The sequence below is a fragment of the Glycomyces salinus genome, from assembly GCF_016428645.1.
Lineage (GTDB): Bacteria > Actinomycetota > Actinomycetes > Mycobacteriales > Micromonosporaceae > Glycomyces > Glycomyces salinus.
On record NZ_JAELXW010000124.1, the window covers coordinates 1 to 26,237 of the forward strand.

Genomic DNA, 26,237 nt, shown 5'->3' on the forward strand with positions numbered 1-26,237 from the left:
CGTCCTCCCGACCGAACTGGTCGTCCGCGACTCCGCCTAGCCTCTGACGCCTGGCACGGACGCCCGGTTGGAGGCGAGGACGTGCTTGGCGAAGGCGTAGACGGTCCCGGCCATGATCATCAGGACGCCGATCGCGGCCACGGTCTCCCCCGAGGCGAGCGCGGAGGCCGGGAGATCGCCGCTGACGCGGATGTCCCCTCCCCAGAGCATCATCGCGCCCGCGAATCCGCCGAAGGCCCAGGCCAGGCGGCTGTCGTTGGACCGCCACACGAAGTAGAGGGCGCACCAGGCGGCCAGGAGCAGCATCAGCGCCATCGACAGGCGGTAGGCGCCCGCGTCGCGGGCGACGGCGTCGACGCTGGTCAGGTGCCAGAAGTCGACGTCACCGGAGGGTCCGGCGTGGGCCCAGGGCAGGAACATCGAGCCGACGACCAGCAGCGAGCCGCCGAAGGTGACCAGGCCGCCGGTGCGCGAGAGCGGAGTCGAGGTCTGGCTTCGCATTCTGAACCTCCCGGAATTCCGAACGCCACCTCCAGCGCAGCACCGAATCGGTCCCCGGTCAACCCGAATGTCCGGCGTGTGACAGTGGCTCAGATCTCATTTGTGCTCGTGGCCGCTTCGGGTGAGGCTTGGGGGCATGCGAACCGCGGCATTCCCAGACGACGGGCCGGTGGCGCTGCGGCCGCTCGGCCCCGCCGACTTCGAGGCCCACCTGGCCGGGGAGGACGAGGAGCTGGTCCGCTGGCTCACCGGGGGACCGTCCGAACCCGACGGACTGCGCGAGTACCTGCGCGGCTGCGAGCGGGCCTGGGCCGAGGACGGTCCGGTGCACCACTTCGGGGTGCGGTACGGGCGCGAGCGGGTACTGGTCGGCACCATGGACGTCCAGTTCGACCAGCCGTACCTGCGTCCCGGCGAGGTCAATCTGGCCTACGGGATCTACGCCGCCTGGCGGCGGCGCGGCATCGCCACCAGGGCCGTCCTGCTGGCCTGCGACTACGCCCACCGCGCCGGCGCGGCGCGCGCCGCCATACGCTGCGAGGCGGCCAACCGCCCCTCGGCGGCCGTCGCCCGGAGCGCCGGATTCACGGCCGCAGGCCGCCGCTCGGCCGAGGGCGGGGTCCACGACTGGTACTCCCTGGACCTGCCCCGTCGGCGCTAGCGCATGGCCGCGACCATCCTCGAGTAGTCGCCGAAGGCCCGGTCCACCTGGTCGAAGTCGAGGCCGTAGTACGCCAGGCTGTACTCGTGCGAGCGGCGCATCCCCGGGCGGGCGAGCACATCGGCCAGGTTGCGTTCCTCCCGCTCGGTCCACGTCAGGCCGAGGCGCTCGAAGATGCCGGGGAGCTGGCCGTACGGGTCGGCGGTCAGCTGGTGGTAGGACACGTCGATCAGTCGGTCCGGCGAGATCCGGGTCCGGGCGTGGCGGCCCTGCTCGACCATCCACGAGAGGATGTCGAGCCAGTCCTCGCCGATGCGGGCCGGGTCGTATTCGGTGTTGGCGGCCGCCATCCCGGTCTCGACGAGGGAGCAGAAGGATCCCAGGACCGTCTGCGGGTCGCGGTGGGTCCACACGATCGCGGCGTCGGGGAACACCTTGAGCAGCGCGTCCAGGTTGTAGAGGTGGAAGGGCGACTTGAGGACCCACCTGCGGGGCCGGTCGCCGTGCTGAAGGACCTGGAGGAACTGCTTGAGGTAGGCGTAGTCGGGCACGAAGTCGCGGTCGGCCAGCCATTCTCGGTAGCCGGGCATCCGGAAGCGGGTCAGCCAGTGGAGGCCGTGGGGGAGCGCCAAGACGCACTCTTCGGGGGTGTCGGCACTGCTGGGGTGGATCACCGGCCACACCGGCAGCATGTACTTGACCGTATTGGACAGCCGCTGCGTCCGCTTGAAGTGCTTGGCCCGCTCCGCCGGGTCGGCGTCGGCCCGGTCCGCGTGCTGGAACTCCCAGGTCAGCGGCGCCCGGTTGCCCTCGGGGTGGGCGAACACCTTGTGCGACAGGGTCGTCGCCGTGCGCGGGAGTCCGACGACCACGATCGGCCGGTCGATCGGCTCCGAGGTGATCTCGGGGCTCTCGGCGATCAGGCGCCGGATGCGCAGCCGGTTCTCCAGGCGCATCTGGAGTTCGGTGCGGGTCCCGATCCATCCCATGTAGGAGACGGTCTCCTCGCGGGCGAACCGGTGGAGGAGCTCGCGAGAGTCGTCGATGAACGCCGGGTCGATCGCCGCGGTCGCGCCGCCGGCCTTCTCGGCGCGCGCGAGCATCCGGTCGAAGACGCGGTCGGGGTCGCGCAGGGACCGCTCCAGCGCGGGGGCCATCATCGCGTTCACCGGTCGTACCCAGCGGGCGACACGTCGCATGGCGGACATCCTCTCGATCTCACCGAAGCGCGCGAGGCGCAGATCTGCTTGTGCTTCAAGGGGAGCAGAGTGAAGTGCGATTCAGTCTCCCACACGCCCCACCTGACACCGGCGGGCCCGTGCGTCCGCCGTGATCGAAGGAAGCGGGACCGGGGTGTCGAGTCGATATCGGAGCGTCGCGGGGTATTGACCGCGCGCCCATCAGATGTGTAAAGTTTTCGATACTTAGATATTGAAACGATTCAGTGCGTTTGGGGGCGTCGTTGGCCGCTGAAATCCAACCCGACCCGGGCCCGGCGGTGCCGGTGGCCGCGCTCCGCGGCGTCGCCAAGCGCTTCGGCGCCGTCAAGGCGCTCACCGACGCCCACCTCGAACTGCACGGCGGCGAGACCCACGCCCTGGTGGGGGAGAACGGCGCCGGCAAATCCACCCTCATCAAGATCCTCGCCGGGCTCTACCGGCCCGACGCCGGAAGCATCGAGATCGACGGCCGCCGGGTCGAGTTCGACGGCACCGCCGCTGCCGCCGCGGCCGGCATCGCCGTCATCTACCAGGAACCGGCCCTCTTCGGCGACCTCACCGTCGCCGAGAACATCTTCATCGGACGCCAGCCGCGCGGCCGCTTCGGCATGATCGACCGCGCCGAGATGAACCGCCGGGCCGCGGCCCTGTTCGAACGGCTCGGCGTCGCCCTCGACCCCGACCGCCCCGCCAAGGGCCTGTCCATCGCCGACCAGCAGCTGATCGAGATCGCCGGAGCCATATCGGTCGACGCGCGCGTCCTGGTCATGGACGAGCCCACCGCCGCGCTCTCCGGAGTCGAGGCCGAACGCCTCTTCGGCGTCGTCGAGGGCCTGCGCGAGGCCGGGACCGCGGTCCTGTTCATCTCCCACCGCTTCGACGAGGTCGAAGCCCTGTGCCAGCGCGTCACGGTCATGCGCGACGGCGCCCACGTCTCCACCGACCCCATGGACGCCGTCACCGTAGACGAACTGATCGGCCGCATGGTCGGCCGCTCCTTCGAAGCCATGTTCCCGCACCGGAGCACCGAACCCGGCCCGGCCGTCCTCGAAGTCGACCGCCTGCGCCGCGGCGGCCTCGCCGGCGAGGTCTCCTTCTCGGTCCGGGCCGGCGAGATCGTCGCCCTCGCCGGACTGGTCGGCGCCGGCCGCAGCGAGGTCGTCCAAGCCGTGTTCGGCATCGAGCCGCGCGACTCCGGCACCGTGCGCGTGGACGGAAGGCGCCTGCCCTCGGGCCGCCCGCAGGCGGCCATGGCCGCCGGAGTCGCCCTGGTCCCCGAGGACCGCCGCCAGCAGGGCCTGCTGCTCGACCTGTCCATCATGCGAAACGCCACCCTCGTCAGACGCAAAAGCCTGGCCCGCTTCGGATTCCTCACCGGACGCGCCGAGCGCCGCGAGGCCGCCGAATGGACCGCCCGACTCCGGACCCGCTACGGCTCGCTCCATGACGCGGCCGGAACCCTCTCGGGCGGCAACCAGCAGAAGGTCGTGCTCGCCAAATGGCTCTCGACCGACCCGAAGGTCCTCATCGTCGACGAGCCGACCCGCGGCATCGACGTGGCCACCAAGGCCGAGGTCCACCGGCTCCTGTCCGACCTGGCCGCCGACGGCGTCGCCGTCCTCATGGTCTCCTCCGAACTCCTCGAAGTCCTCGGCATGGCCGACCGCGTCCTGGTCATGCGCGAGGGCAGCATCGCCGGGGAGCTCGACCGCGACCGGGCCACCGAGGAATCGGTCATGCGCCTGGCCACCGGACAGGAGGCCCCCGCATGACCGCCCTCGGCGAACGCCCCGCCGCGACCGCCCGGACCGGATCGACCGCGCTCGACCTCGTCCTGCGCTTCCGCGCCCTCGGACTCGTGCTCGCCCTGGCCGCCCTCGTCGCCGCCACGACCGCCGTCAATGCCCGATTCCTCTCGGCCCAGTCCCTGCGCGACCTCCTCTTCGCCGCCGCGATCACCGTGCTGCTCGCCACCGGCATGACCGTCGTCGTCCTCACCCGCGGCATCGACCTGTCCGTCGGCTCGGTCCTGGGCCTGTCGGCCTACCTCACCGGAAGCCTGCTCAGCTCGGTCGGCGTCCCGGTGCCGCTGGCGATCCTCACCGGACTCGCCGTCGGCGCCGCCTGCGGCACGGTCAACGGCGCCATCGTCCACTTCGGCCGAGTCCCGCCCCTGGTCGCCACCCTCGGCACCCTCTACGTGTTCCGCGGCGTGGTCTATTTCGTCGCCGGAGGCTCCCGCATCAACGCCTCCGACCTGCCCGGCGCCTTCCTCGACTTCGGGTCGGGCACCGTCCTCGGCGTCCCCTACCTGTTCGCGCTCGCCGTCGCGGTCCTGGCCGTCGTCGCCGTGTTCCTGTCCCGCTACCGATCCGGACGCGACCTGTACGCCCTCGGATCCAACCCCGAGGCCGCCCGCCTGTCCGGCATCCCGGCCGGGCGCCGCCTCATGGGCGCCTACGTCACCTGCGGCGCGCTGGCCGGCCTCGGCGGGGTCCTCTACGCCGCCCGATTCGGCACCGTCGACGCCTCGGCCGGATACGGACTCGAACTCGACATCGTCGCCGCCGTCGTGGTCGGCGGCGTCGCCATCTTCGGCGGCTCGGGCACCGTCGTCGGCGCCGGGCTCGGCGCGCTCCTGCTCGCGGTCATCAACAATGCCCTGCCGGTGCTCTCAGTCTCCCAGTTCTGGCAGCAGGCCATCGTCGGCGCCCTCATCCTCGCCGCCATCGCCCTCGACCGGCTGGTCGGGGCCCGCACCGCCCGCGCCCTGCGAAGAAAGGCGGCCGCCGATGCCGACTAGACTCCGCGAATCGGCGCTCATGCGCCCGCTGGCCACCTGGGACGCGGCCGTCATCGCCGCCACCGCCGCGTTCCTGATCATCGCCGCCGCCTCAGTCGAGCACTTCGGGACCGCCCGCAACTTCGGCTACATCGTCCTCGACCTCGCCCCGATCCTCCTGCTCGCGCTGGCCATGACCCTCATCGTCACCACCGGCGAGATCGACCTGTCCGTGGCCAGCACCGTCGGCCTCACCAGCGCCGCCATGGGCGTGATGTGGAACGCCGGGATACCGCTGGAGACCATCATGCCCGCCGCGGTCCTCCTCGGGGCGGCCCTGGGCGCGGTGAACGGCCTGTTCACCGCCGGATTCGGCCTGCCCTCCCTGGCGGTCACCATCGGCACCCTCGCCCTCTACCGCGGACTGTCCTACGTGCTCCTGGGAGACACCGCCGTCGCCGACTGGCCCCGCGACTTCACCTCCTGGACCCTCGGCACCATCGGAGAGAGTCCGATCCCCAACGTGCTCATACCCCTGGCCGCGCTGGCCGCGGTCTTCGGACTCGTCCTCCACGCGACCCCCGTCGGCCGCTCCGTCTACGCCGCCGGCGCGAGCCCCGTCGCCGCCGCCTACGCCGGAGTCCCGGTGCGCCGCCTCAAATTCTGGCTCTACGTCGTCTCCGGGTCCATGGCCGGTCTCACCGGCGTCTTCTGGACCCTCCGCTACTCCTCGGCCCGCGCCGACAACGCCTTCGGCCTCGAACTGACCGTGGTCGCCGTCGTCCTGCTCGGCGGCGTCTCCATCTTCGGCGGCAAGGGCGCCCTCCCCGGCGTCCTGGCCGCCGTGGTCCTGCTGACGGCCCTCCAGAACGCCCTGCGACTGGCCCACGTCTCCACCGAAGCCCTCACCGTCGTCACCGGATCCCTGCTCATCGTCGCCGTCCTGGCTCCCAACCTCGCCGCCTCCGCGCGCCGGACGTTGAGAGCCAGACGCCGCCGCACCGCCTGAAACACCAGCACGTGGAAGGGAAGAACCCATGTCCCGCAAGCCGATCCTCACACTCGCCGTCCCGCTCCTGACCGCCGCCCTCCTCGCCGCCTGCGGCGGCACCACCCAAGGCGACGACGAAGACGACGGCGGCCCAGGCACCGACGCCACCGCCAACCCCGACGCCGAAATCCAGACCGGCCTGTCGTTCGCCATGCTCCCCAAGTCGGTCAACAACCCCTACTTCGAGGCCTCCAGCACCGGCGCCGAGGCCGTCGCGACCGAGCTCGAAGGGACCTACGAGTACACCGGCCCCTCCGACGCCTCGGCCTCCTCCCAGGTCAGCTACATCGACACCCTCAGCCAGCAGGCCACCGACGTGATCCTGCTGTCGGCCAACGACCCCAACGCGCTGTGCTCCTCGCTCGACCAGGCCAGGGACGCCGAGACGGTCGTGGTCACCTTCGACTCCGACGTCGACCCCGGCTGCCGCGACCTGTTCGTCAGCCAGGTCGACAGCGACGAGGTCGGCCTGGCCCTGCTGGAGATGACCGCCGAGCAGATCGGCGGCGCCGGCGAGGTCGCGATCCTCTCGGCCACGGCCAACGCCACCAACCAGAACGCCTGGATCGAGGTCATCGAGGCCGAACTGGACTCCAACCCCGACTACGCCGACATCGAACTGGTCGACGTCGTCTACGGCGATGACGAGGACGAGAAGTCCTTCTCGGAGACCCAGGGGCTGCTCCAGGCCAACCCGGACCTGTCGGCGATCATCTCGCCGACCACCGTCGGCATCGCGGCCGCCGCCCGCTACCTCTCCGGCTCCGAATACCAGGGCGAAGTGGCACTGACCGGCCTCGGCACCCCCAACCAGATGCGCGAGTACATCGAAGACGGCACCGTCACCGAATTCGCGCTGTGGGACCCGACCGCGCTGGGCGAACTGGCCGCCTGGACCGGCGCCGCGGCGGCGTCGGGCATCGTCACCGGCGCCGAGGGCGAGACCTTCACCGCCGGCGAGCTGGGCGAGTACACCGTCGGCGCCGACGGCGTGGTCACCCTCGGCCCTCCCACCCGCTTCAACGCCGACAACATCGACGAATTCGACTTCTAGTCTTCCGCACAGGCGTGCCATTATCGGGCGATGGAATACGACGAAGTCAAACACGACCTCCGGCGCTCGTACGACAACGCGGCCGATCAGCGCGCGAACATGGACGACCAGGAATGGAAGATCGAGGAGCGCTCCGGCTTCGCCGCCCGCCTGCGCGAAGCCGGAGCGGCCCGCCTGCTGGAGATCGGTGCCGGACACGGCGTCAGCGGCCGCTACTTCGCCGACGAGGGCTTCGAGGTCACCTGCGTGGACCTGTCGCCCGAACTGGTCGCCCACTGCCGCGCGAAGGGCCTGGACGCGCACGTGATGGACTTCGGCGCGCTCGAATTCGCCGACGCCGCCTTCGACGCCGTATTCGGCATGAACACCCTGCTCCACGTCCCGCGCTCCGACCTGTCCGGCGTCCTCGACCAGGTCGAACGCGTCCTCGGGCCCGGCGGGCTGTTCTACTGGGGCCAATACGGCGGCAAGGACTCCGAGGGCGTCTGGCCCGACGACCACTATGAGCCCAAGCGGTTCTTCTCGCTGATGACCTCCGAGACGATCGAACGGATCGCCGCCGAGCGCTTCGAGGTGCTCGACGTCCGCGAACGGGAGACCGACTACACCGGACTGGGCTTCCACGGCCTGTCACTGCGGCGGCGCTGAATCTCTCGAGCCAGAACACGTGAGTCGAGATCACGTCTGCCAAGGACCGGCCCGGCCCTGGAAGCAGTAGCATACATCGGAGTTCAGGGAACTCTTCGGATAGGCGCGACTACACAGGATGATCGTCGCTGCGGGCTGCGCATGTCCGGCCTGCGTATATTTGGGAGTTATACGCCCGTATGCATGATGGAAAATACCTCATCGACGCCCGCAAGCCGCAGCGGGCCGAAGAACCGTCTGAGCGAAGGAGACCGATGACCGACCAGCGAGAGGCGAGCGCCGTGGCCCGAGCCGCGGGAATCCTGCGAGCCGAGGCCGCCAACGGACTGTTCTGGGGATCCGGGGAGGCCGAGACCGCGAGACTGCACCAGATCCGACGCCACGCCGCCGCCCTCCTGTCCGAGGTCGACCCCCGGCCCCGCAAGGGGATCGAAGCGGTCTTCGACCGCGACCGGAACCTGCGGACCCCGATCCCCGGCACCGAGCTCCGCGTCAGATGCGCCGACGGCCGGACCGTCGTGCACCGGCGCCGCCTCCGCGGCGGATTCGAGACCCTGAGCCTGCGGCTCGCCAACGTCGCCATGGCGCTGCGGACCGACATGGCCGGCGAGGTCGCCGGCATCGCCGACACCGACCTGGCCGGACTGCCCTGCCCCCACACCTACCTGCTGGTCTACGAGACCGACACCCCACTGGACTCGACCGAGGCCGCGGCCGAGCTGGCGTCGCTGGCGCCGACCGACCCCGACCTGGACGGCGAGATCCCCTCGCTGCCGCCGGTCGACAGCGCCGTCGAGGTCATCGCGCGCGACCCGTTGCCGGTCACGCCCGCCGCAGCGGCGATCCTCGCCAAGGTCGCCGCGCTCAGCGAGGAGTCCCTGGAAGCGGCCGAGAACGTCTACGCGCGCGAACGCCACGAACGCATCCTGGCCCTGTGCCGCGACACCGCCGAGATCGACGGCCCCTACGAGCGCGTCCACTGCGGCGACATCTCCGCCGATTGCGTCTCCACCGGCGCCGACGCCGCGATCTTCGACGACCGGGACCGGATCCTGCTCATCCGCCGCACCGACACCGGCCAGTGGGCCATGCCCGGGGGAGCGGCCGAGGTCGGTGAACCGGTCGGCCTGGCCTCGGTCCGCGAGGCCGCCGAGGAGACCGGGCTCAACGTGGCCCTGACGGGCCTGGTGTGCGCCTTCGACAAGCGCGAGGTCGGCTACGCCGACTCCCGCGTGCCCATGATCATGTGCTTCGCCGCCCGGATGATCGCCCCCGAGCAGCCGATCCGGCTGGAGGAACTGGAGGCCACCGAGTACCGGTGGGCCGGCGAGGACGAACTGGACTCCATCGACTTCTTCAGGGGACACCAGTACCGCGTCCCGGCCGCCTTCGCCGCCCGCGCCGGGGAGACCGACCGCTAACCGCCGACCGGTTGGCGCAGCACCGTCCGCAGCCGCTCCGGAGCGGTCCGGCGCGGGTCGCTCAGGTAGATCTCGTGGTGGTGCCCGGCGAATCCGAGGCCGCGCTCGGGCATGTAGCGCTCGTGGAGCTCGGCCAGGATAGGGCCCTCGTCGTCGTAGGAGCCGACATGGAGCACCTGCGCGCTCCGGCCCTCGTGGAGGACCCTGGGTTCGACCCGCTCGATCCCGGGGTTTCCCTTCTTGGCCAGCGCCGCGGCCCTCGCCTCCGCGACGGCCTCGTCGTCGACTCGGTCCGGCAGGCAGATCATCATGGTCCAGCGCCAGGCGGCCTTGTCCCGCGCGGTGAAGGCCCGCGGATCGTCGGCCCACCAGAGCCCCTCCAGGGGCGCGACCACGAAGTCCCCGACCTCGGTCCGCTTGGAGGCGAACTTGAGCGTGTAGGCAACCGCGTACAGCGCCTCGACCGACCGGGCGTAGTCCTCGGCGGTGTTCGGGTCGCCGCGGCCGTCGACGGCGATGAACCGCTGCCGCGGCACGTCCACGAGCTCCCATGAGGTGTTCTTGGGCGCATAGAGCGCCTTGAGTTCGCGTTTCACGTCGTAGGCGGCCATCCTGCTCCTCTGCTCGGCGGTCCCGGCCGCGGTAAACCTACCGCCCGCAACCGACATCCCGGCCGCGCCGGGCGGGGCGCGGCGCGGATCGGGCTTGAGCGATAATCACATGGTGCGGACACCAGCAGTCATCGCCTCCGATCTGGACGGCACCCTCCTCAATGACGACCGGACGCTGTCGGAGCGGACCCGCAAGGCGCTGGCCGCGGCCCGCGAGCGCGGCATGGCCGTCGTGGCCGTCACCGCCCGCACGCCCTACGGCGTCGACATCCTGCCCGAGCTCCACCCCCTGGCGGACACCGTCATCTGCGCCAACGGCGCGGTCTTCTACCAGCCTCTCGAAGCCCGGATGCGCATCTGGCGCTCGATCGACCTGGCGCTGGCCCGCCGCGCGGCGGAGGCGATCGCCGCGGCCTTGCCGGGGGCGGTCTTCGCCGCCGAGACCGGCACCGGCATCGTCGGCCAGGGCCCCTACGAGGACCTGGTCCGCGGCACCCACTGGGAGTTCGTCGAGACCGCCGGGGAGGTCTTCGACAGGGTCGAGCAGGCCGTCAAGCTCAAGGTCTACGACCCCGGCCTCACCGGCGAGGAGATGGCCGAGGCGGTGCGCGGGGCCGACCTGGGCGGCCTCGACATGTGCCACTGGGGCGAGTTCGGGATGCTCGACTTCAACGCCCCGGACACCAACAAGGCCACCGGCCTGGCCGCCTGGTGCGCCGAGCGCGGCTTCGAGGCCGCCGACGTGGTCGCCTTCGGCGACATGCCGAACGACGTCCCGATGCTGGCCTGGGCGGGCCGCTCCTACGCGATGGCGGGCGCCCACCCCGAGGTCGTGGCCGCCGCGACCGCGACGACCGCCTCCAACGACGACGACGGCGTCGCCGAGGTCATCGAGGCCCAGCTCGAGGAGGCGGCTTCCACCTCACGCGAACGCTAAGGCCACCGAGGCGAGCCAGCCGTGGAGGGCTGTGGCCAGCTCCACCGGCGCGTCCAGCTGAATGAGGTGGCCCGCGCCGCCGATGAGGCGCAAACTCGAACCCGGAATGGCCGCCGCCAGGCGGTGGGCCCGGTCGACCGGGATCCACGTGTCGTCCTCGCCCCAGATCACCTTCACCGGGATGCCGATCTCGCCGTACCTCGGCTCGACCTCGTCGGTGAACCGCTGGTCGGCCTGCGCGACCTGGCGGTAGAAGGCCGCCTGGCCTCGCGGCTCCAGCCAGGGCGCCACCAGCATGTCCTCCTGCGCGGCGGTCAGACCGGTGTGGGAGGCGCTGCCGACGTAGGCGCGGACGGCGCCCTCGTGGATGTGCGGCGGGAGCCGGGAGAACACCTCGGCGTTCTCGGCCACGAGCCGGAAGAACTCTGAACCCCACGGCGCGAGCGCGACCACGTCGACCAGCGCCAGCGAGGCGTAGTCCGCCCCGTGCAGCAGGTGCGCGCGCAGCGACACCGCCCCGCCGTAGTCGTGCGCGACCACGTGCGGGCGCTCCAGGCCCGCGTGGGCGAGCAGCGCGGCGAAGACCTCCCCCTGGAAGTCGAGGCCGACCGCGTGCCCGGGGTCCATCGAGGACTGCCCGTACCCGGGCATGTCCCACAGGTGGACCGTGTAGTCGCCCGCCAGCGCCTCGGCGAAGGGCCGCCACAGCGCCGACGACCACGGTGTGCCGTGGCAGAACACCACCGCCGGGCCGGTCCCGAACCGGTCCCAGCGAACCGTCCGCCCGTGGCAGTCGAATTCTCGGTCCAGTGATCCCAGTAGCTCTCGCATCCAACGCAGGCTATCCCATCGAAAACCGATTGCGCCCGTGAACGAGGTCTGCTGGACTGGCCGCGAGTCCGACCGACGAAGGAGCGCCGAACCTTGCTGCCACAGCTCATGTCCCAGACGAAAGGCACCACGGACCACATGAAGGACATGACTGTTGCACCGCTTTCTCAATCTCGGGATCCTGGCCCATGTCGACGCCGGTAAGACCAGCCTGACCGAACGCCTCCTGTACGAGGCGGGCGTCATCGACCAGGTCGGCAGCGTCGACCAGGGCAGCACCCGGACCGACTCGCTGGCGCTGGAACGCCGGCGCGGCATCACCATCAAATCGGCGGTGGTCTCCTTCGCCCTCGGCGACCGCACCGTCAACCTCATCGACACGCCGGGACACCCGGACTTCATCGCCGAGGTCGAACGCGTCCTCGGCGTGCTCGACGGCGCGGTCCTGGTCGTCTCCGCCGTCGAGGGCGTCCAGGCGCAGACCCGCATCCTGTTCCGGGCGCTGCGGCGCCTGGGCGTCCCCACGCTCGTCTTCGTCAACAAGATCGACCGCGTCGGAGCCAGGCACGGCGATCTGCTCGACGACCTCAGGCTGCGGCTCGGCGCGGCGCCGATCGCGATGGCCGCGGTCGAGCGGATCAGCGGCCAGCGGGCCCGAATCCGCTCCACGCCCCGCACCGACGAGGCGTTCATCGCCGAACTGACCGACCTGCTCACCGAACGCGACGACGAACTGCTGGCGGCGTACGTCCGCGACGAGCGCGCGGTCGACCTCGACCGCATCCGCGGCCGACTCATCGCGCAGACCGGCCGGGCGCTGATCCACCCGGTCTACTTCGGCTCGGCCACCACCGGCGAGGGCGTCGGGCACCTCGCCGAAGGCATCCGCCACCTGCTCCCGGCCGCCGCGGGCGACGCCGACGGGCCCCTGTCCGGGACGGTCTTCAAGATCGAGCGCGGCCCGGCCGGGGACAAGACCGCCTATGCCCGCCTGTTCTCCGGCACCGTCCGCGTCCGCGATCGGATCGCGGTGGGGGAGTCCGGGGAGGGGAAGGTGACCGCCGTCGGCGTGTTCGACGACGGCGGCGAGCGGCGCGGCGACGCCGCGGAGGCGGGGCGGATCGCCAAGCTCTGCGGCCTGGAATCGGCCCGCATCGGCGACGCGATCGGCCGCACCCCGAAGGGGCCGAAGGAGCACTTCGCGCCGCCCACACTGGAGACCGTCGTCGTCCCCGAGCAGGAGGCCGACCGCGGGGCGCTCCATACCGCGCTCGCCCGACTGGCCGAACAGGACCCGCTGATAGGGCTGCGCCGCGACCCGATCCGCTCCCGGCTCTCGCTCTCGCTGTACGGCGAGGTCCAGAAGGAGGTCATCGGATCGACCCTCGCCGAGGAGCACGGGCTCGACGTCCGGTTCGAGGAGAGCACCGTCATCTGCGTCGAACGGCTCGCCGGATCGGGAGAGGCCGCCGAGTTCATCGCCGCCGAAGGGAATCCGTTCCTGGCCACGGTCGGACTGCGGATCGACCCGGCCCCGGCCGGGACCGGCACCGCGTTCGGACTCGGCGTCGAGCTCGGCTCGATGCCGCCGGCGTTCTTCACCGCGGTCGAGGAGAGCGTCCACCAGACGCTCGCCCAGGGGCTGCGCGGCTGGCAGGTGCGCGACTGCGCGGTCACCATGACCCACGCCGGCTACTGGGCGCGGCAGAGCCACGCACACGGCACCTTCGACAAGAGCATGTCCTCCACGGCCGGGGACTTCCGCGGCCTGACGCCGCTGATCCTGATGGACGCGCTGCGGCGGGCCGGGACCGAGGTGCTGGAGCCGATCCACCGGTTCCGCCTCGACCTTCCGGCCGACGCCCTCGGCCCGGTCCTGGCCATGCTCACCAAGCTGCGGGCCGTACCCGAAGCGCCGCGGGCGAAGGGGGACGCCTACACCTTGGAGGGCCTGGTACCGGCCGTCTCGGTCCACGCACTCCAGCAGCGCCTGCCGCCGCTGACCCGCGGCGAGGGCGCGGTCGAATGCGCCTTCGAGGACTACCGGCCGGTCACCGGTGCCGTACCCGAACGCGAACGCACCGACGCCAACCCGCTCGACCGAGAGGAGTACCTCCTGGCGGTGGTCCGCCGCGTCGCCGGACGCTGAGCGGCCGATTGTCCGAATGAGATGAATTGATCTGAATTGCAGCGATCTGTATGATTAATCCTCACTTTGTCGCCCCCGCGCGTCCACACCCCGGACGCGTCGAGAAAGGAACGGACGCATGCAATCCAAGCGAAGGTTCGCCGCCGCCTGCGCGGCGATCGCGCTCGCCGCGGCCACCACCGCGACCGTCGCGGTCACCGCGCAGGCCGACCCCGCCGAACCCGAGACGGCCGACCCGGTCACCTGGAGCCTCGACGGCCTGACCGCCGAGCAGGCCGCCGACCTCCTGGCCCGCGGCTTCGACGTCGCCCACCAGGACCCCGACGGCGGCGTGCTGGTCGTCGGCGACGGCACCGTTGCCGACGACCTGCGCGACCTCGGCTTCGACCCCGAGTTCCACGACACCGTCTACAAGGACCTCGCCCCGGCCGCCGCCCAGGACGGCACCTACTACGGCGGGTACCGCACCGTCGACTCCTACGAGGCCGACCTCGAGAAGATCGCCGCCGACCATCCCGACCTCACCAGGCTCTACGACATCGGCGACTCCTGGCTCAAGACCCAGGGCCAAGGCGGCCACGACATCTGGGCCGTCTGCGTCACCGCCGTCACCGAAGGCGACTGCGAGCGCAGTCCCGACTCGGCCAAGCCGCGCTTCACCCTCATCGCCCAGATCCACGCCCGCGAGATCGCCACCGGCGAAGTCGCCTGGCGCTGGATCGAGAAGCTGGTGAACGGGTACGGCACCGACGAGGCCGTCACGGACCTGATGGACACCACCGAGATGTGGATCGTCCCGGTCGCCAACCCCGACGGCGTCGACGTCGTCGCCTCCGGCGGAGACAACCCGATCCTCCAGCGCAAGAACGTCAACGACTCAAACGGGACCTGCGGTGGCTCGGGCCACGGCATCGACCTCAACCGAAACTCCACCTTCGCGTGGGGCGACGACTCGACCTACCCGTGCGGACAGACCTACCAGGGCCCCGCGGCCGGATCCGAGCCCGAGACCCGGGCGCTGGAGCAGTGGCTCGGCTCGATCCACCCCGACCAGCGCGGAGAGGGCCTCGACGCCCCGGCCCCCGACGACGCCCGCGATGTCTTCATCAGCCTGCACAGCTACGGCGAGTACATCATCATCCCCTGGGGACACACCGACCGGACGGCGCCCAACGACGCCGCCACGCGATCGCTCGGCCAGGCGATGTCCGATTCGAACGGCTACCTCGTGGGCACCGCCTCCGAGACCGTCGGCTACGGCGCCAGCGGCACCACCGACGACTTCACCTACGGCGAGTTCGGCATCGCCTCCTACACCTTCGAGATCGGAGGCAGATTCGGAACCTGCGGCGGATTCTTCCCGGCCTACCGATGCGTCGACGACCGGCTGTGGCCGGAGAACGAAGGCGCCCTCATGACCGCGGCCGAAGCGGCCGCGGCCCCCTACGGAGGCTGAACCTCCAGCCTCGGTCGCTGTAGCGGTCTCAGGAGGCGGGGTCGATGATGTCCAGTTCCAATGTGGCGTCGTCCTTTCCGGAGCGGCGGCGGCGCAGGAGCAGGTACCCCAGGAGTCCGAGGCCCAGCAGCAGCGCCAGGGCGAGCCCGCCGGCCAGGTAGGTCCAGGTCGGCGGGCCCGACCCGTCCGTGCCCGCGGCCGCGGAGTCGTCGTCCTGCGCGCCTTCGCTCGGGGCGTCGGTGCGCAGCACCACCCGTCCGTCCTCGTAGCGGATCCGGTAGGCGGTGCCGCCGACGTCGACCTCGGCGCCGTCGCCGAGCCCGTCGAAGGCGCCGGTGATCTCGCCGTCGGCGGTGACGACCGGGATCTCGGCCGGAAGCGGGTCGCCCTCGGCGTAGTCGACCGCCAAGGTCCCGGACACCGCGGCGTCGCCGTCGACGGCGACGCCGCCCTCGGTGCCCACCGTCAGCGCCGAACCCTCGGCCATCGACAGGTCCCCGGCAGCCGAACTGGGCTCGGCCACACCGAGGGACGAGGCCACCTCCAGATCGCCGCCGAGTTCGGCGGCGGACAGGACCAGCGCGCCCTCCTCGACAGTCCAGGTCCCGGTCGCGGCGCTGGCGCCGCTGTACGTGAAGGCCGCCTCCCCGGTCTTGACCAGTCCGCCCTCGCCCTCGAAGCCCCCGGCGTACTCGGAGTCCTCGCCGCCGGCGACGGTCAAGGCGTTCGCGCCCAGCGCCACGACGCTGCCGGCCACGCCCGCGAGGTCGGACACGGTCTGGTCCCCGGCCTCGGAGACGTCGAACACGGCGTCGTCTCCGGACAGTTCCAGGCGCTCGGAGTCGGCGATGGTCCCGCCGGTGAGCGACAGGGTGCCGCCGGAGACGGTCGTGGGCCCGGTGTACGAGGTGTCGCCGGTCAGCGTCAGCGTCGCCGGGCCCTCCAGTTCGAGCGATCCGGAACCGGAGACGCGGGACAGGTCGATGTCGGTGTCGACGTTGGCGACCACGAGCGCGCCGTCGTCGACGACCTCGGACAGCTCGGTGCCGGTCAGCAGCCAGCCGTCGCCGCCGTCCTCGCCCGAGCCGAGGCGCAGCACGGCCCCGGTCTCGATCGTGGTGGCCCCGTTGTAGTTCTGCTGGTCGGCGAAGGTGACCTCGTTGCCGGGCGTCCCGGCGATCGTGACATCGCCCTGCCCGGCGGCGTCCATGGTGTCGTGGTAGATCCCGCCCGAGATCGGCGCCGAGAGCGTCACCGGGCCGTTGTAGTCGAACACCAGGTGGCTGCGAATCCGCCGCTCGTGCATGTTGATGTAGATCGTGTCGCGGTTGCCCGGTAGGAAGAACCGGTCGTCGGTGCCGTCGCCCCACTGCACGAACGCGCCTTCGACGTTGATCCCGCGCTTGTTGTGGTTGTGGGCCACGACCTGGTAGTTCAGGCCGGGGTCGGAGAGCGAGGGATCCTGGTCGGAGCCGGAGTCGGCCCACGAGTACACCCCGGTCATGATGACCCGGCTGCCGAAGATCTGGGAGTGGAAGTTGATGTCGTTGCCCCACTCGCGCGAATAGAAGTCCTGGTGGAGGACGGTGTCGTTGCCCTCCTGGGTGTCGATGATGAACGACCCCTGGTTCAGCACGGTGTCCACTTCGGGCATGGTCGACAGGAACTGGCGCTGGCTGTAGTGCAGGGCGGTGCCGTTGTAGAGGGTGCCGGAGAAGGTGTGCCTTCCGGCCAGTGACAGGCCGTCCCAGGTGTGGCGCGGCTGGACGATGTGGCCCGAGCCCGAGAGGTTCCCCGGGTGGTAGCGGATGCCGTGGACGGCGACGATGAAGGTGCCGTCGACGTGGTGGTTGAGGGCGTTCCAGTCGAATTCCGGCAGGTCGTACGGGTAGTGGCCGATGGTGCCGGTCGTGCCCTCGCCGTCCCCGTACTGGAGCGTTGCCCCGGCCTCGACGGTGACCGCCGGCGGGTCGGGGTCCTCGATGGTGCTCCACCACCACGGCTCGCCGCGGGCCTCGACGGTCTGCCGCCGCCGGTCGGCCGGGATCTGGAAGTCGCTGTCGGCGGTGGTGATGAGCTTGCCGTCGCCGCCGACGGTGAACGTGCCGGTCCCCGAGATCACGCCGCCGTAGGTGATCTCCTCGCCGCCGGCCAGATCGACGCGCGCGTCGCCGTCCAGCTCGATGTCCTCGCCGGCGCGGACGCGGTCGGTGATGTCCTCGGCCGCCTGTGCCGGGGTGGCGGCCAGGGGAATCGGTGCGACGGCCAGGAGCGCGACGAGCAGCAGGCGCGGCCACAGCGGCGGCCCCGAGAGGCGAGAAAGCTTCACGATTCAACAAAGTACCCGTTGATTATCATCGGTTCTCGGTGGGAGCCGCGTCCCCCGCGCGGCGCCCGGCCGCCGGGCCGGTTCGGCCCGATCGGTTCGCGGCGTCGGCCGAGGGGACTACCCTGCAAACCATGAACATCGTCATCGCCGGAGGACACGGCCAGATCGCCCTGCGCCTCACCGAGATCATGGCCCCCCACGGCCACTCGGTCACCGGACTGGTCCGCAACCCCGACCACGTCGAGGACGTCACGGCCCTCGGCGGCCGCGCGGTCGTGTGCGACCTGGAACAGGCCGACGTCGAGCACGTCTCGGGTCTGCTCGAAGAGGTCGACGCGGTCGTCTTCGCAGCCGGGGCCGGACCCGGCAGCGGGGCCGAACGCAAGGACACCGTCGACCGCGCCGCCTCGGCCCTCATGGCCGACGCCGCCGAGCGGGCCGGGGTGCGCCGCTTCCTCCAGATCTCCAGCATGGGCGCCGGAGCCGAACCCGACACCTCGCGCGGCGAGGTCTGGGCCGCCTACATCGAGGCCAAGACGCGCGCCGAGGAGGACCTGCGCGCGCGTGACCTCGAATGGGTGATTCTGCGACCCGGGCGCCTGACCGACGACGAGCCCACCGGGAAGGTGACCCTCGGCGAGCCCGGCGTCGGACGCTCCGAAGTGACCAGGGGCGATGTCGCGGCGGTCCTGGCGGCCCTCCTCGAGACCGGCTCTATCTCGCGCCGCACACTCGAGTTGGTGGGCGGTGAGGACGATATCGACGCCGCCGTGGCGTCCTTGGCCTCCGAATGAGACCCGGTCCGAGTCGCGGCGGGCGGTCACGCACGCCGACGGGGTGATCGCGTTCGGTCATGGGTCACCGATCCGACTGACAACCTTGTTGCCTCGGTCGCTATTCTGTAGACGCGCAGTCCGGTATCACGCTGTGCGTCACTTGCGTGCATACAGTGGTCTGCGATCATGGAGACCGGAATGTCATCAATGCAAGGATTGGCTGGCGCGCCGATGAGCCGACCGAAAGCCCCGAGTGGGTATCCCGACCCGACCGATTCCGGTTGGGTGCGCACTGAGGACCTCGAGATCGCCGGTCACCACATCCGATTGACCGTCTCGCCCGGAGAGAAGACCGTCGGGGTCTGGGAACTGGTCGACGGCGCGCCCGGCCGCTGGTTCGGCAACGTCATCCGGATGGACTCCAATTCGCCGTCGAGCTATCTCAACTTCGAGTTCGAGAAGCACCTGCGCCGCTCCGATCGCGACTCCCTGATCAGCCGGGCCACCAAGTTCTGGAAGTCCTGACCGGACTCAGCGGGAGGCGTCGGCGGCCTCCCCGGCCAGCGCCGCCCGCCCCGCCTCGAGCCGCGCCACCGGCACCCGGAACGGCGAGCAGGACACGTAGTCGAGGCCGATGCGGTCGAAGAACCTGACCGAGGCCGGATCGCCGCCGTGCTCCCCGCACACGCCCACGATGAGGTCGTCGCGCGCCGCCCGGCCCTCCTCGACCGCGATCGACACCAGCCGGCCCACGCCCTCCTCGTCCAGCGACTCGAACGGCGAGACCTCGAAGACCCCCAGTTCCAGATAGGCCGGAAAGAACGAGCCCTCGACGTCGTCGCGCGAGAAGCCCCACACCGTCTGGGTCAGGTCGTTGGTGCCGAAGGAGAAGAACGCGGCCGACTCGGCGATCGGGCCGGCCGTCAGGGCCGCCCGGGGCAGCTCGATCATCGTTCCGATCTTGACCGGCACCGCGACGCCGGTCTCCTCGGACACCGCGGCGACCACCCGCTCGATCTCGGAGCGCATCAGCTCGAACTCGTGGACCGAACCGATCAGCGGCACCATCACCTCCGGGTGCGGCTCGCCCCCGGCCCGGATCCGCGCGGCCGCGGCCTCGGCGATCGCCCGCACCTGCATCGCGACCAGGCCCGGCACCACCAGGCCCAGGCGCACCCCGCGCAGGCCCAGCATCGGGTTCTGCTCGTCGAGCCGCCGCACCGCCTCCAGCAGCCGCGCCTGGTCCTCGTCGACCCGGCCGCGCTCCTCGGCCAGCGCCACGCGCACCGACAGGTCGGTCAGGTCCGGCAGGAACTCGTGCAGCGGCGGGTCGATCAGCCGGATCGTCACCGGCAGCCCGTCCATCGCCGCGAAGATCCCCTCGAAGTCCTCCAGTTGGAGCGGCAGCAGCTCGGCCAGGGCCCTGTCCCGGCCGGCCCGCGACTCGGCCAGGATGAGGTCCTCGACGAACCGGCGCCGCTCGCCCAGGAACATGTGCTCGGTCCGGCACAGGCCGATCCCGGCGGCGCCGAACCTCCTGGCCCGCTCGGCGTCCTCCGGCGTGTCGGCGTTGGCGTGCACGCCCATCCCGCGGTGCCGGTCGGCCAGCTCCATCATGCGCGCCACCGCGGCCACGACCCCTCCGGCGTCCGCGGCGTCGAGCCGCCCCTCGAAGTACTCCACCACCGGAGAGGCGGCGACCTCCACGGCTCCGGAGTAGACCGCACCGGTGGTGCCGTCGATCGAGATCACGTCGCCCTCTCGTACCTCGATCCCGCCCGGGACGGTGAAGCGCCGCCCCTCGGTGTCGACCTTGAGCCCCTCGGTGCCGACCACGCAGGTCTTGCCCATCCCGCGCGCCACGACCGCGGCGTGCGAGGTCTTGCCGCCCCGGCTGGTGAGGATGCCGGCCGCGGCGATCATGCCCGGCAAGTCCTCCGGGTTCGTCTCGCGCCGCACCAGGATCACCGGCCCGGAACGCTCGGCCGCGGCCTTGGAGTCGAAGACCGCCTCGCCGACGGCCGCGCCCGGCGAGGCGGGCACGCCGGAGGCGATCGGCTCGGGCCGGGACCGGTGGGCGAACTGCGGGAACATCAGCTGCGCGAGCTGGTCGCCGGTCACCCGGCCCAGCGCCTCGGCCTCATCGATCAGGCCCTGGTCGAGGAACTCCACGGCCAGGTGGAAGGCCGCGGCGGCGGTGCGTTTGCCGACCCGGGTCTGAAGCATCCACAGCTTGCCGCGCTCGATGGTGAACTCGATGTCGCACAGGTCCCTGTAGTGACCCTCCAGCGTCTCCATCGCCCGCAGCAGGTCCCGATAGGACACCGGGTCGATCGCCTCCAGGTCGGCCAGCGGCACCGGGTTGCGGATGCCCGCCACCACGTCCTCGCCCTGCGCGTTCGGCAGGTAGTCGCCCCACACGCCCGGCGCGCCGGTGCCCGGGTCGCGGGTGAAGGCCACCCCGGTCCCGGAGTCCGGGCCCAGGTTCCCGAAGACCATCGACATGACGTTGACGGCCGTGCCCAGGTCCTGGGGGATGCGCTCGCGCCGCCGGTAGACCCGGGCCCGCTCGGTGTTCCAGGAGTCGAACACCGCCCGCACCGCCAGGTCGAGCTGTTCGGCGGGGTCCTGCGGGAACTCGCGCCCCGTGCGGTGCCGCACGAGGTCCTTGAAGGTCGCCACGAGCGCCTTGAGTCCGTCGACGCCCAGGTCGACGTCCGTCTCGGCCCCGGCTTCCCGCCGGGCGTCCTCGAGGGCGCGATCGAACTCGCGGGCGTCGACGCCCATGACGGTGGTGCCGAACATCTGGATCAGCCGCCGGTAGGAGTCCCAGGCGAACCGCTCCGAGCCGGTCTCGGCGGCCAGTCCGGGGACCGAGGTGTTGGTCAGGCCGACGTCGAGGACGGTGTCCATCATCCCGGGCATGGAGAACTTCGCGCCGGAGCGGACCGATACCAGCAGCGGGTCGTCGGCCGCGCCGAGCCGCTTGCTCCTGGCCTCCTCCAGGCGGCGCAGGTGGTCGTCGATCTCGGCCTTCAGGCCCGGCGGCTGGTCGCCGTGGGCGAGGTAGGCGCGGCAGGCCGCGGTGGTGACGGTGAAGCCCGGCGGGACCGGCAGCCCGAGGTTGGTCATCTCGGCCAGGTTCGCGCCCTTGCCTCCGAGCAGGTCCTTCTTGGTCCGGTCGCCTTCGCGGAACTCGTACACGAATCGGTGTTCTTCGCTGGTCGGCACGGCTGACCTCCCCGTTCGAATCGTGCTGCATTCATTGAAACGCGGATTCGCGGCCGGGGTCGGGGACTGCGGGCATTCGGCGGTGCGGAATTCTCCCCGGAAGCGAGGCGAACCGGGGCCGCGACCTTCATCGTCCCTATTGGATTTGAAGGAGGGGAAGCGGTGAGACCTGCAGTAACATCTTGCCTCAACATCGAGCATGGACGAATGGAGGCACCCATGACGTTGTTCTACCGGGCCGTCCTGCGCGACCCGGGCGACCGGCTGGGCCCGAGGCTGCGCCGGTGCTTCGCCGCCTGGGCCCCGGTCGACGACGACGGCTCGGCGCGCCTCGAACGGTCCAAGGGCCGCACCCGCGTCACCCTGGCCGACACCGAGGTGTGCGGGCGCTACGTCCGCGACGTCCCTACCGGTCCGGGCCGGATGCGCACCGTCGCGACCTGGGCCTTGGGTCGCCGACCGGAAGAGAACTGGGTCTCATTCGCCGTCGAGGGCGACCTGTCTCCCGGCGCCGAGCCGGTCCGCGCTCCCGAAGTGGTCGCCCGGTTCCTGGACACGACCCGGGCCGGCGACGGCGCCGTCCCCCTGGAGGCCGCCCCGCACGTGTTCGACCAGTCCGAGGTCGACCGGCTCTGCGGCTGGCTCGCCCACCCCGACCGGAGCGTGCCGGTCATCGTCATGACCGTCGACCGCGCCGACCCCGAGGTCGTCGACGGCCACGCCCGCCACCTGGCCGAGGCCCTGACCGGCATCGCGATCGTGGTGCGGCTCTACGACGTCCAGACCCAGGACCGGTTCAACCGGCGGCTGGGGGAGGAGCTGACCGTCTTCGGCGGCGGCCTGCGCACCTACTTCCCGGGCCTGCACCCCGGCGGCGAGACCTTCGCGCCCCGCCACCCGGTCCGCGGCGGCGGGGCCATCCGCGACCAGGGCGCCCGGGCCCTCGGGGTGGTCATCGACGGCGTGATGGACTACGCCGCGCGCCGCCCGCTGCCTCCCGACGTCCGCCGCGCCGACGCCCGCGTCGGCCGCATCCTGGCCGGGCAGGCCGCGCCGTCCGACCTGCACGCCGCCCCGCCCACCCCGGCCAGGATCGCCGTCTCCCGTGCCCGACCGGCCGTCCCCGCCGAGCCTGCTCCCGCCCGGACCGAGGCCGAGCCCGCCGCGGCCGACGCGGTCGAGTCCGTCGCCGACCGCCTGGCCGACCGGGTCGCCGAGGCGGTCTCGGAGAAGCTGGACGACGGCCTGATGGAGGCCCTGGTGGCCATGGCCCGCGGCTCCGACCCCGAGACCGCCCGGCTGGTCCGCACCTCCTCGGCCCACCTGGCGGCCCTGACCCGCCTGCTCGAGCAGGCCGGCCCCCGCTCCGGCCGCGCCGCCCGCGGCGACCAGCGCGAGGCCGAGCGCCTCCGCAAGGAGTACGACCAGCTCGAGTTCGACTACGAGCTGCTGCTGGAGGAGGAGCGCCGCGCCCAGGAGCGCATCCGCTGGCTCGAGAGCCGCCTCGCCGAGCACGCCGACCCGGTCTACGGACTCGATTCGCCCGTCGAGGTCTGGGAGGCCGCCAGCCTCACCGAGGTCGTCATGCGCGCCCGGCAGAGCCTGCCGCGGGTCGAACTGGCCGAGGGCGTCGACGCCGAGGCCGCCAAACTGGACGTGACCTACCCGCGCAAGTGCGCGCGCTGGACCGGCAAGGCATGGGACGCCCTGCGCGCCCTGGACGCCTACGCGACCGCCCGCGCCGAGGAGCGCTTCAGCGGCGGCTTCCACGACTGGTGCAGCCGCCCACTGCCCGGCCGGCCCTCGATCACCCCGAGCATGGTGTCCATGAAGGAGTCCGAGTCCGTCTCGGTCAACCCCCGGATGCGCCGGGCCCGCACCTTCCGCGTGCCGACCGAAGTGGACCCGACAGGTCAGGTCTACATGCCCTCCCACATCAAGCTCCAGCGCGTCGGCTCCCCGGCCCCGCGCATGCACTTCCTCGACGACGCCGGGGGAGCGACGGGCAGGATCTGGATCGGCTACCTCGGCGACCACCTTCCCAACACGCGCACCAACTGAGGCGGCCGAACCGCTCAGACCCGCTGACGGGTCCACGTCATGCGCGGCTGATCCCCCCGGCCTCTGGCCTAGGCTGGTAGCGGAAAAGGAGGCCCAAATGCGCCGATTGCAGCGCCACTCGAAGTGGATCGCACTGGCCGTGGTCGTGGCCATGGTCTCCCCGTTCGCGGCCCAGGGCCTGGGGGCGCTGATGTCGGTCGATCCGCTCTACGTCGCCGCCGCTCTGCTGCTGGCGACGGTGGCGGCGATCGCCCTCCTGGCCCGGCCGAAGGACGGCCAGGAGGAGGACTGAGCCCCCGCCGTCAGGGCTCGGCCGCGACGCGCTGGAAGGCGGCCAGGACGACCGGATCGAGCAGGACGAACCGGATGTCGTCGATCGCGCTCTCGGCCTCGCGCACGGCCCCCAGGGCGATCTCGGCGGCCGAGTCGGCCGGCCAGCCGTAGATCCCGGCCGAGACCGCCGGGAAGGCGATCGAGTCGGCGCCGAGGTGGTCGGCGACCCTGAGCGTCTCGCGGTAGCACGAGGCCAGCAGCTCGGACCGGTCCTCGGTTGCCGAGTAGACCGGGCCGACGGTGTGGATGACCCAGCGGGCCGGGAGCCTCCCGGCGGTCGTGGCCACCGCCTGCCCGGTCGGCAGGCCGTCGGGGAACTGGGTCTCGCGCAGCTGCCTGCACTCCTGGAGGATCGTCGTCCCGCCCTTGCGGTGAATCGCCCCGTCGACCCCGCCGCCGCCCATGAGCGTGGAGTTCGCGGCGTTGGCGATCGCGTCGACGCGCTGCCCGGTGATGTCGCCGTCGATGATCGTGATGCCCATACCGGCATTGAAACATGTGGGAACGGGCTTGATGCGCGGGTGTCGGTTTTGCCGTGTTCGGCCAGTCCCGGCAGTAGCCTGCGAGGTCAAGGGGACTCCTGTGAATCGCCGCCGCCCCCGGACGCGACCTGCCGTTGACAATGCCACAAGTAACCATGTATAACAAAATAAAGCCAATCGAAACGGCGGTGAAACAACACATGTTCGCGGAGGAACGCCAGCAGCTGATCGCCGAGCGGGCGCGCGCCGAGGGCCGCGTCGACGTCGGCGCGCTCGCCGCCGACTACGAGGTCACCACCGAGACCATCCGCCGCGACCTCACCGCCCTGGAAGCCCGCGGCATCCTCCGGAAGGTCCACGGCGGCGCCATCCCCCTCGAACGCCTCGGCTTCGAACCGACCGTCGCCGCCCGCGACACCGTCCAGACCTCCGCCAAGGAGCGCATCGCCCAAGCCGCCCTGGCCGAGGTCCCCGAGGACGGCGCGGTCCTGCTCGACTCCGGCACCACCACCGCCCGCATCGCCGACGCGCTCCCGGCCGACCGTGAACTGACCGTCGTCACCAACTCGGTCGCCATCGCCTCCGCGCTCACCACCGCCAAGCCCCGCCTGACCGTCCTCATCGTCGGCGGCAAAGTCCGCGGCCGCACCATGGCCGCCATCGACGACTGGGCCCTGCGGGCCCTGGCCGACACCTACGTCGACGTGGCCTTCATCGGCACCAACGGCCTGTCGATCGAGCGCGGCCTGACCACCCCCGACACCGGCGAGGCCGCCGTCAAGCGCGCCATGATCGCCGCCGCCCGCCGCACCGTCGTCGTCGCCGACCACACCAAGGTCGGCAACGACTGCCTGGCCCGCTTCGGCTCCCTCGACCAGGTCGACACGTTCATCACCGACACCGGCCTCGACGATGGCGTGGTCGCCGACCTCGAGGCCGCCGACCTGAAAGTGGTGCTCGCATGATCGTCACCCTCACCGCCAACCCGAGCCTCGACCGCACCATCGAGGTCGGCCGGCTCCGGCGCGGCCAGGTCCAGCGGGCGACCGGCAACCGCGTCGACCCCGGCGGCAAGGGCGTCAACGTCTCCCGCGCGCTGGTGGCCAACGGCCTGGCCACGCGCGCGATCCTCTCCTCCGGCGGACACGCCGGAAGCGAACTGGTCGGCCTGCTCACCGAGGCCGACGTCCCGTTCTACGAGGTCGGCATCGCCGACCCGATCCGCAGCAACCTGACCGTCGCCGAAGCCGACGGGACGGTCACCAAGCTCAACGAGCTCGGCCCCCGCCTCAGCGGGACCGAGATGAGCGCCCTCCTGGACGCCGCCATCGTCGAGGGCGCCGACTGGATCGCCGGCTGCGGCTCCCTGCCCCCGGGCACCCCCGACGACTTCTACTCCCGCCTGGTCACCCGCGTCCACGCCTCCGGCGCCCGCGCCGCCGTCGACACCTCCGGCCCGGCCCTCGAAGCCTCCCTCGCCGCAGCGCCCGACCTGGTCAAACCCAACCGCGAGGAGCTGGCCGCCGCCGCCGGCGTCCCCGTCGCGACCCTCGGCGACGCGGTGAAGGCCGCCGAGATCCTCCGCGGCCGCGGCGCCGCCGCCGTCCTGGCCAGCCTCGGCGCCGACGGCGCGCTCCTGGTCGACGCGAGCGGCGTCCACCACGCCCTCGCCCCCGCGGCCCGGCCCGTGGCCAGCACCGTCG

Annotated in this window: 22 protein-coding genes and 2 pseudogenes; 17 read left to right on the forward strand and 7 right to left on the reverse strand. The window is 71.5% G+C overall.

What is annotated here, in order from left to right; translation table 11 throughout:
• Positions 1 to 36: 36 nt before the first annotated feature.
• Positions 37 to 501, reverse strand: a complete 465-nt coding sequence (locus JFB92_RS22655) for a hypothetical protein (RefSeq protein ID WP_199043918.1) — start codon at positions 499 to 501, stop codon at positions 37 to 39.
• A gap of 136 nt (positions 502 to 637) precedes the next feature.
• Between JFB92_RS22655 and JFB92_RS22660 the strand changes: the two genes are divergently transcribed.
• The gene (locus tag JFB92_RS22660) at positions 638 to 1,162 is read left to right on the forward strand and encodes a GNAT family N-acetyltransferase (RefSeq protein WP_199043919.1); all 525 of its coding nucleotides are present in this window, start codon (positions 638 to 640) and stop codon (positions 1,160 to 1,162) included.
• Here the strand turns inward: JFB92_RS22660 and JFB92_RS22665 are convergent.
• Complete coding sequence (locus JFB92_RS22665; RefSeq protein ID WP_199043920.1) at positions 1,159 to 2,361, reverse strand: sulfotransferase family protein; 1,203 nt, start codon at positions 2,359 to 2,361, stop codon at positions 1,159 to 1,161. The two genes, JFB92_RS22660 and JFB92_RS22665, sit on opposite strands and share 4 nt — an antisense overlap.
• Before the next feature lie 305 nt (positions 2,362 to 2,666).
• Between JFB92_RS22665 and JFB92_RS27200 the strand changes: the two are divergent.
• From JFB92_RS27200 to JFB92_RS22695, 7 genes and pseudogenes are all read left to right on the forward strand, one after another.
• A pseudogene (locus JFB92_RS27200) lies at positions 2,667 to 3,155 on the forward strand (ATP-binding cassette domain-containing protein); the annotation flags it as partial.
• Positions 3,156 to 3,479: 324 nt separating this feature from the next.
• Positions 3,480 to 4,154 (forward strand): annotated as a pseudogene (locus JFB92_RS27205) (ATP-binding cassette domain-containing protein); the annotation flags it as partial.
• Positions 4,151 to 5,185 carry an ABC transporter permease gene (locus tag JFB92_RS22675; protein WP_199043922.1) on the forward strand — a complete coding sequence of 345 codons (1,035 nt, stop codon included), beginning with the start codon at positions 4,151 to 4,153 and terminating at the stop codon, positions 5,183 to 5,185. The pseudogene JFB92_RS27205 and the gene JFB92_RS22675, both read left to right, overlap by 4 nt.
• Entirely contained in the window at positions 5,175 to 6,173 is a 999-nt protein-coding gene (locus JFB92_RS22680; protein ID WP_199043923.1) for an ABC transporter permease, read from the forward strand. The genes JFB92_RS22675 and JFB92_RS22680 overlap by 11 nt, the downstream gene beginning before the upstream one ends.
• A 28-nt stretch (positions 6,174 to 6,201) precedes the next feature.
• The gene (rhaS, locus tag JFB92_RS22685) at positions 6,202 to 7,269 is read left to right on the forward strand and encodes a rhamnose ABC transporter substrate-binding protein (RefSeq protein ID WP_199043925.1); all 1,068 of its coding nucleotides are present in this window, start codon (positions 6,202 to 6,204) and stop codon (positions 7,267 to 7,269) included.
• A gap of 30 nt (positions 7,270 to 7,299) precedes the next feature.
• A complete protein-coding gene (locus JFB92_RS22690; RefSeq protein WP_199043926.1) occupies positions 7,300 to 7,917 on the forward strand; it encodes a class I SAM-dependent methyltransferase in 618 nt (205 codons plus the stop codon).
• Positions 7,918 to 8,171: 254 nt separating this feature from the next.
• Positions 8,172 to 9,338 carry an NUDIX hydrolase gene (locus JFB92_RS22695; RefSeq protein ID WP_199043927.1) on the forward strand — a complete coding sequence of 389 codons (1,167 nt, stop codon included), beginning with the start codon at positions 8,172 to 8,174 and terminating at the stop codon, positions 9,336 to 9,338.
• On the opposite strand, the gene JFB92_RS22700 is transcribed toward JFB92_RS22695, so the two are convergent.
• Positions 9,335 to 9,949 carry a GyrI-like domain-containing protein gene (locus JFB92_RS22700; protein WP_199043928.1) on the reverse strand — a complete coding sequence of 205 codons (615 nt, stop codon included), beginning with the start codon at positions 9,947 to 9,949 and terminating at the stop codon, positions 9,335 to 9,337. The two genes, JFB92_RS22695 and JFB92_RS22700, sit on opposite strands and share 4 nt — an antisense overlap.
• 112 nt (positions 9,950 to 10,061) lie before the next feature.
• On the opposite strand from JFB92_RS22700, the gene JFB92_RS22705 reads away from it, so the two are divergent.
• Positions 10,062 to 10,886 (forward strand): HAD family hydrolase, encoded by an 825-nt coding sequence (locus JFB92_RS22705; protein ID WP_199043929.1) that lies wholly within the window; start codon positions 10,062 to 10,064, stop codon positions 10,884 to 10,886.
• Here JFB92_RS22705 and JFB92_RS22710 read toward each other — a convergent pair.
• Entirely contained in the window at positions 10,872 to 11,717 is an 846-nt protein-coding gene (locus JFB92_RS22710; RefSeq protein WP_199043930.1) for an alpha/beta fold hydrolase, read from the reverse strand. The genes JFB92_RS22705 and JFB92_RS22710 overlap by 15 nt on opposite strands.
• A 154-nt stretch (positions 11,718 to 11,871) precedes the next feature.
• Between JFB92_RS22710 and JFB92_RS22715 the strand changes: the two genes are divergently transcribed.
• The gene (locus tag JFB92_RS22715) at positions 11,872 to 13,866 is read left to right on the forward strand and encodes an elongation factor G (protein ID WP_199043931.1); all 1,995 of its coding nucleotides are present in this window, start codon (positions 11,872 to 11,874) and stop codon (positions 13,864 to 13,866) included.
• Between the two features lie 118 nt (positions 13,867 to 13,984).
• A complete protein-coding gene (locus JFB92_RS22720) occupies positions 13,985 to 15,322 on the forward strand; it encodes a M14 family zinc carboxypeptidase (RefSeq protein ID WP_199043933.1) in 1,338 nt (445 codons plus the stop codon).
• Between the two features lie 28 nt (positions 15,323 to 15,350).
• On the opposite strand, the gene JFB92_RS26740 is transcribed toward JFB92_RS22720, so the two are convergent.
• Positions 15,351 to 17,651 (reverse strand): autotransporter-associated beta strand repeat-containing protein, encoded by a 2,301-nt coding sequence (locus JFB92_RS26740; RefSeq protein ID WP_199043935.1) that lies wholly within the window; start codon positions 17,649 to 17,651, stop codon positions 15,351 to 15,353.
• Positions 17,652 to 17,782: 131 nt separating this feature from the next.
• Here JFB92_RS26740 and JFB92_RS22730 point away from each other — a divergent pair, with 131 nt between their 5' ends.
• Positions 17,783 to 18,445 (forward strand): NAD(P)H-binding protein, encoded by a 663-nt coding sequence (locus tag JFB92_RS22730; protein ID WP_199043937.1) that lies wholly within the window; start codon positions 17,783 to 17,785, stop codon positions 18,443 to 18,445.
• A 213-nt stretch (positions 18,446 to 18,658) separates the two neighbouring features.
• Positions 18,659 to 18,952 (forward strand): hypothetical protein, encoded by a 294-nt coding sequence (locus JFB92_RS22735; RefSeq protein ID WP_199043939.1) that lies wholly within the window; start codon positions 18,659 to 18,661, stop codon positions 18,950 to 18,952.
• Positions 18,953 to 18,958: 6 nt separating this feature from the next.
• Here the strand turns inward: JFB92_RS22735 and ppdK are convergent, their stop codons facing one another.
• Positions 18,959 to 21,658, reverse strand: a complete 2,700-nt coding sequence (ppdK, locus tag JFB92_RS22740; RefSeq protein ID WP_307789257.1) for a pyruvate, phosphate dikinase — start codon at positions 21,656 to 21,658, stop codon at positions 18,959 to 18,961.
• A gap of 219 nt (positions 21,659 to 21,877) precedes the next feature.
• Between ppdK and JFB92_RS22745 the strand changes: the two genes are divergently transcribed.
• Together JFB92_RS22745 and JFB92_RS22750 are read left to right on the forward strand one after the other, a co-directional pair.
• Positions 21,878 to 23,719 carry a hypothetical protein gene (locus JFB92_RS22745; RefSeq protein WP_199043943.1) on the forward strand — a complete coding sequence of 614 codons (1,842 nt, stop codon included), beginning with the start codon at positions 21,878 to 21,880 and terminating at the stop codon, positions 23,717 to 23,719.
• Positions 23,720 to 23,816: 97 nt separating this feature from the next.
• A complete protein-coding gene (locus JFB92_RS22750; protein WP_199043945.1) occupies positions 23,817 to 24,011 on the forward strand; it encodes a hypothetical protein in 195 nt (64 codons plus the stop codon).
• Positions 24,012 to 24,021: 10 nt separating this feature from the next.
• On the opposite strand, the gene JFB92_RS22755 is transcribed toward JFB92_RS22750, so the two are convergent.
• Complete coding sequence (locus JFB92_RS22755) at positions 24,022 to 24,534, reverse strand: O-acetyl-ADP-ribose deacetylase (RefSeq protein WP_199043947.1); 513 nt, start codon at positions 24,532 to 24,534, stop codon at positions 24,022 to 24,024.
• 200 nt (positions 24,535 to 24,734) lie between these two features.
• Between JFB92_RS22755 and JFB92_RS22760 the strand changes: the two genes are divergently transcribed.
• Together JFB92_RS22760 and JFB92_RS22765 are read left to right on the forward strand one after the other, a co-directional pair.
• Positions 24,735 to 25,499 carry a DeoR/GlpR family DNA-binding transcription regulator gene (locus tag JFB92_RS22760; RefSeq protein ID WP_199043951.1) on the forward strand — a complete coding sequence of 255 codons (765 nt, stop codon included), beginning with the start codon at positions 24,735 to 24,737 and terminating at the stop codon, positions 25,497 to 25,499.
• A partial coding sequence (locus tag JFB92_RS22765) for a 1-phosphofructokinase family hexose kinase (RefSeq protein WP_199043949.1) occupies positions 25,496 to 26,237 on the forward strand: 742 nt, incomplete at its 3' end. The genes JFB92_RS22760 and JFB92_RS22765, both read left to right, overlap by 4 nt.

Coding starts and splice junctions, on each gene's coding strand:
- rhaS (WP_199043925.1), top strand. CDS start 6,202: ATGTCCCGCAAGCCGATCCTCACACTCGCCGTCCCGCTCCTGACCGCC.
- JFB92_RS22680 (WP_199043923.1), top strand. CDS start 5,175: ATGCCGACTAGACTCCGCGAATCGGCGCTCATGCGCCCGCTGGCCACC.
- JFB92_RS22660 (WP_199043919.1), top strand. CDS start 638: ATGCGAACCGCGGCATTCCCAGACGACGGGCCGGTGGCGCTGCGGCCG.
- JFB92_RS22655 (WP_199043918.1), bottom strand. CDS start 501: ATGCGAAGCCAGACCTCGACTCCGCTCTCGCGCACCGGCGGCCTGGTC.
- JFB92_RS22730 (WP_199043937.1), top strand. CDS start 17,783: ATGAACATCGTCATCGCCGGAGGACACGGCCAGATCGCCCTGCGCCTC.
- JFB92_RS22755 (WP_199043947.1), bottom strand. CDS start 24,534: ATGGGCATCACGATCATCGACGGCGACATCACCGGGCAGCGCGTCGAC.
- JFB92_RS22750 (WP_199043945.1), top strand. CDS start 23,817: ATGCGCCGATTGCAGCGCCACTCGAAGTGGATCGCACTGGCCGTGGTC.
- JFB92_RS22710 (WP_199043930.1), bottom strand. CDS start 11,717: ATGCGAGAGCTACTGGGATCACTGGACCGAGAATTCGACTGCCACGGG.
- JFB92_RS22695 (WP_199043927.1), top strand. CDS start 8,172: ATGACCGACCAGCGAGAGGCGAGCGCCGTGGCCCGAGCCGCGGGAATC.
- JFB92_RS22760 (WP_199043951.1), top strand. CDS start 24,735: ATGTTCGCGGAGGAACGCCAGCAGCTGATCGCCGAGCGGGCGCGCGCC.
- JFB92_RS22665 (WP_199043920.1), bottom strand. CDS start 2,361: ATGCGACGTGTCGCCCGCTGGGTACGACCGGTGAACGCGATGATGGCC.
- JFB92_RS22720 (WP_199043933.1), top strand. CDS start 13,985: ATGCAATCCAAGCGAAGGTTCGCCGCCGCCTGCGCGGCGATCGCGCTC.
- JFB92_RS22690 (WP_199043926.1), top strand. CDS start 7,300: ATGGAATACGACGAAGTCAAACACGACCTCCGGCGCTCGTACGACAAC.
- JFB92_RS22675 (WP_199043922.1), top strand. CDS start 4,151: ATGACCGCCCTCGGCGAACGCCCCGCCGCGACCGCCCGGACCGGATCG.
- JFB92_RS22745 (WP_199043943.1), top strand. CDS start 21,878: ATGACGTTGTTCTACCGGGCCGTCCTGCGCGACCCGGGCGACCGGCTG.
- JFB92_RS22735 (WP_199043939.1), top strand. CDS start 18,659: ATGAGCCGACCGAAAGCCCCGAGTGGGTATCCCGACCCGACCGATTCC.
- JFB92_RS22700 (WP_199043928.1), bottom strand. CDS start 9,949: ATGGCCGCCTACGACGTGAAACGCGAACTCAAGGCGCTCTATGCGCCC.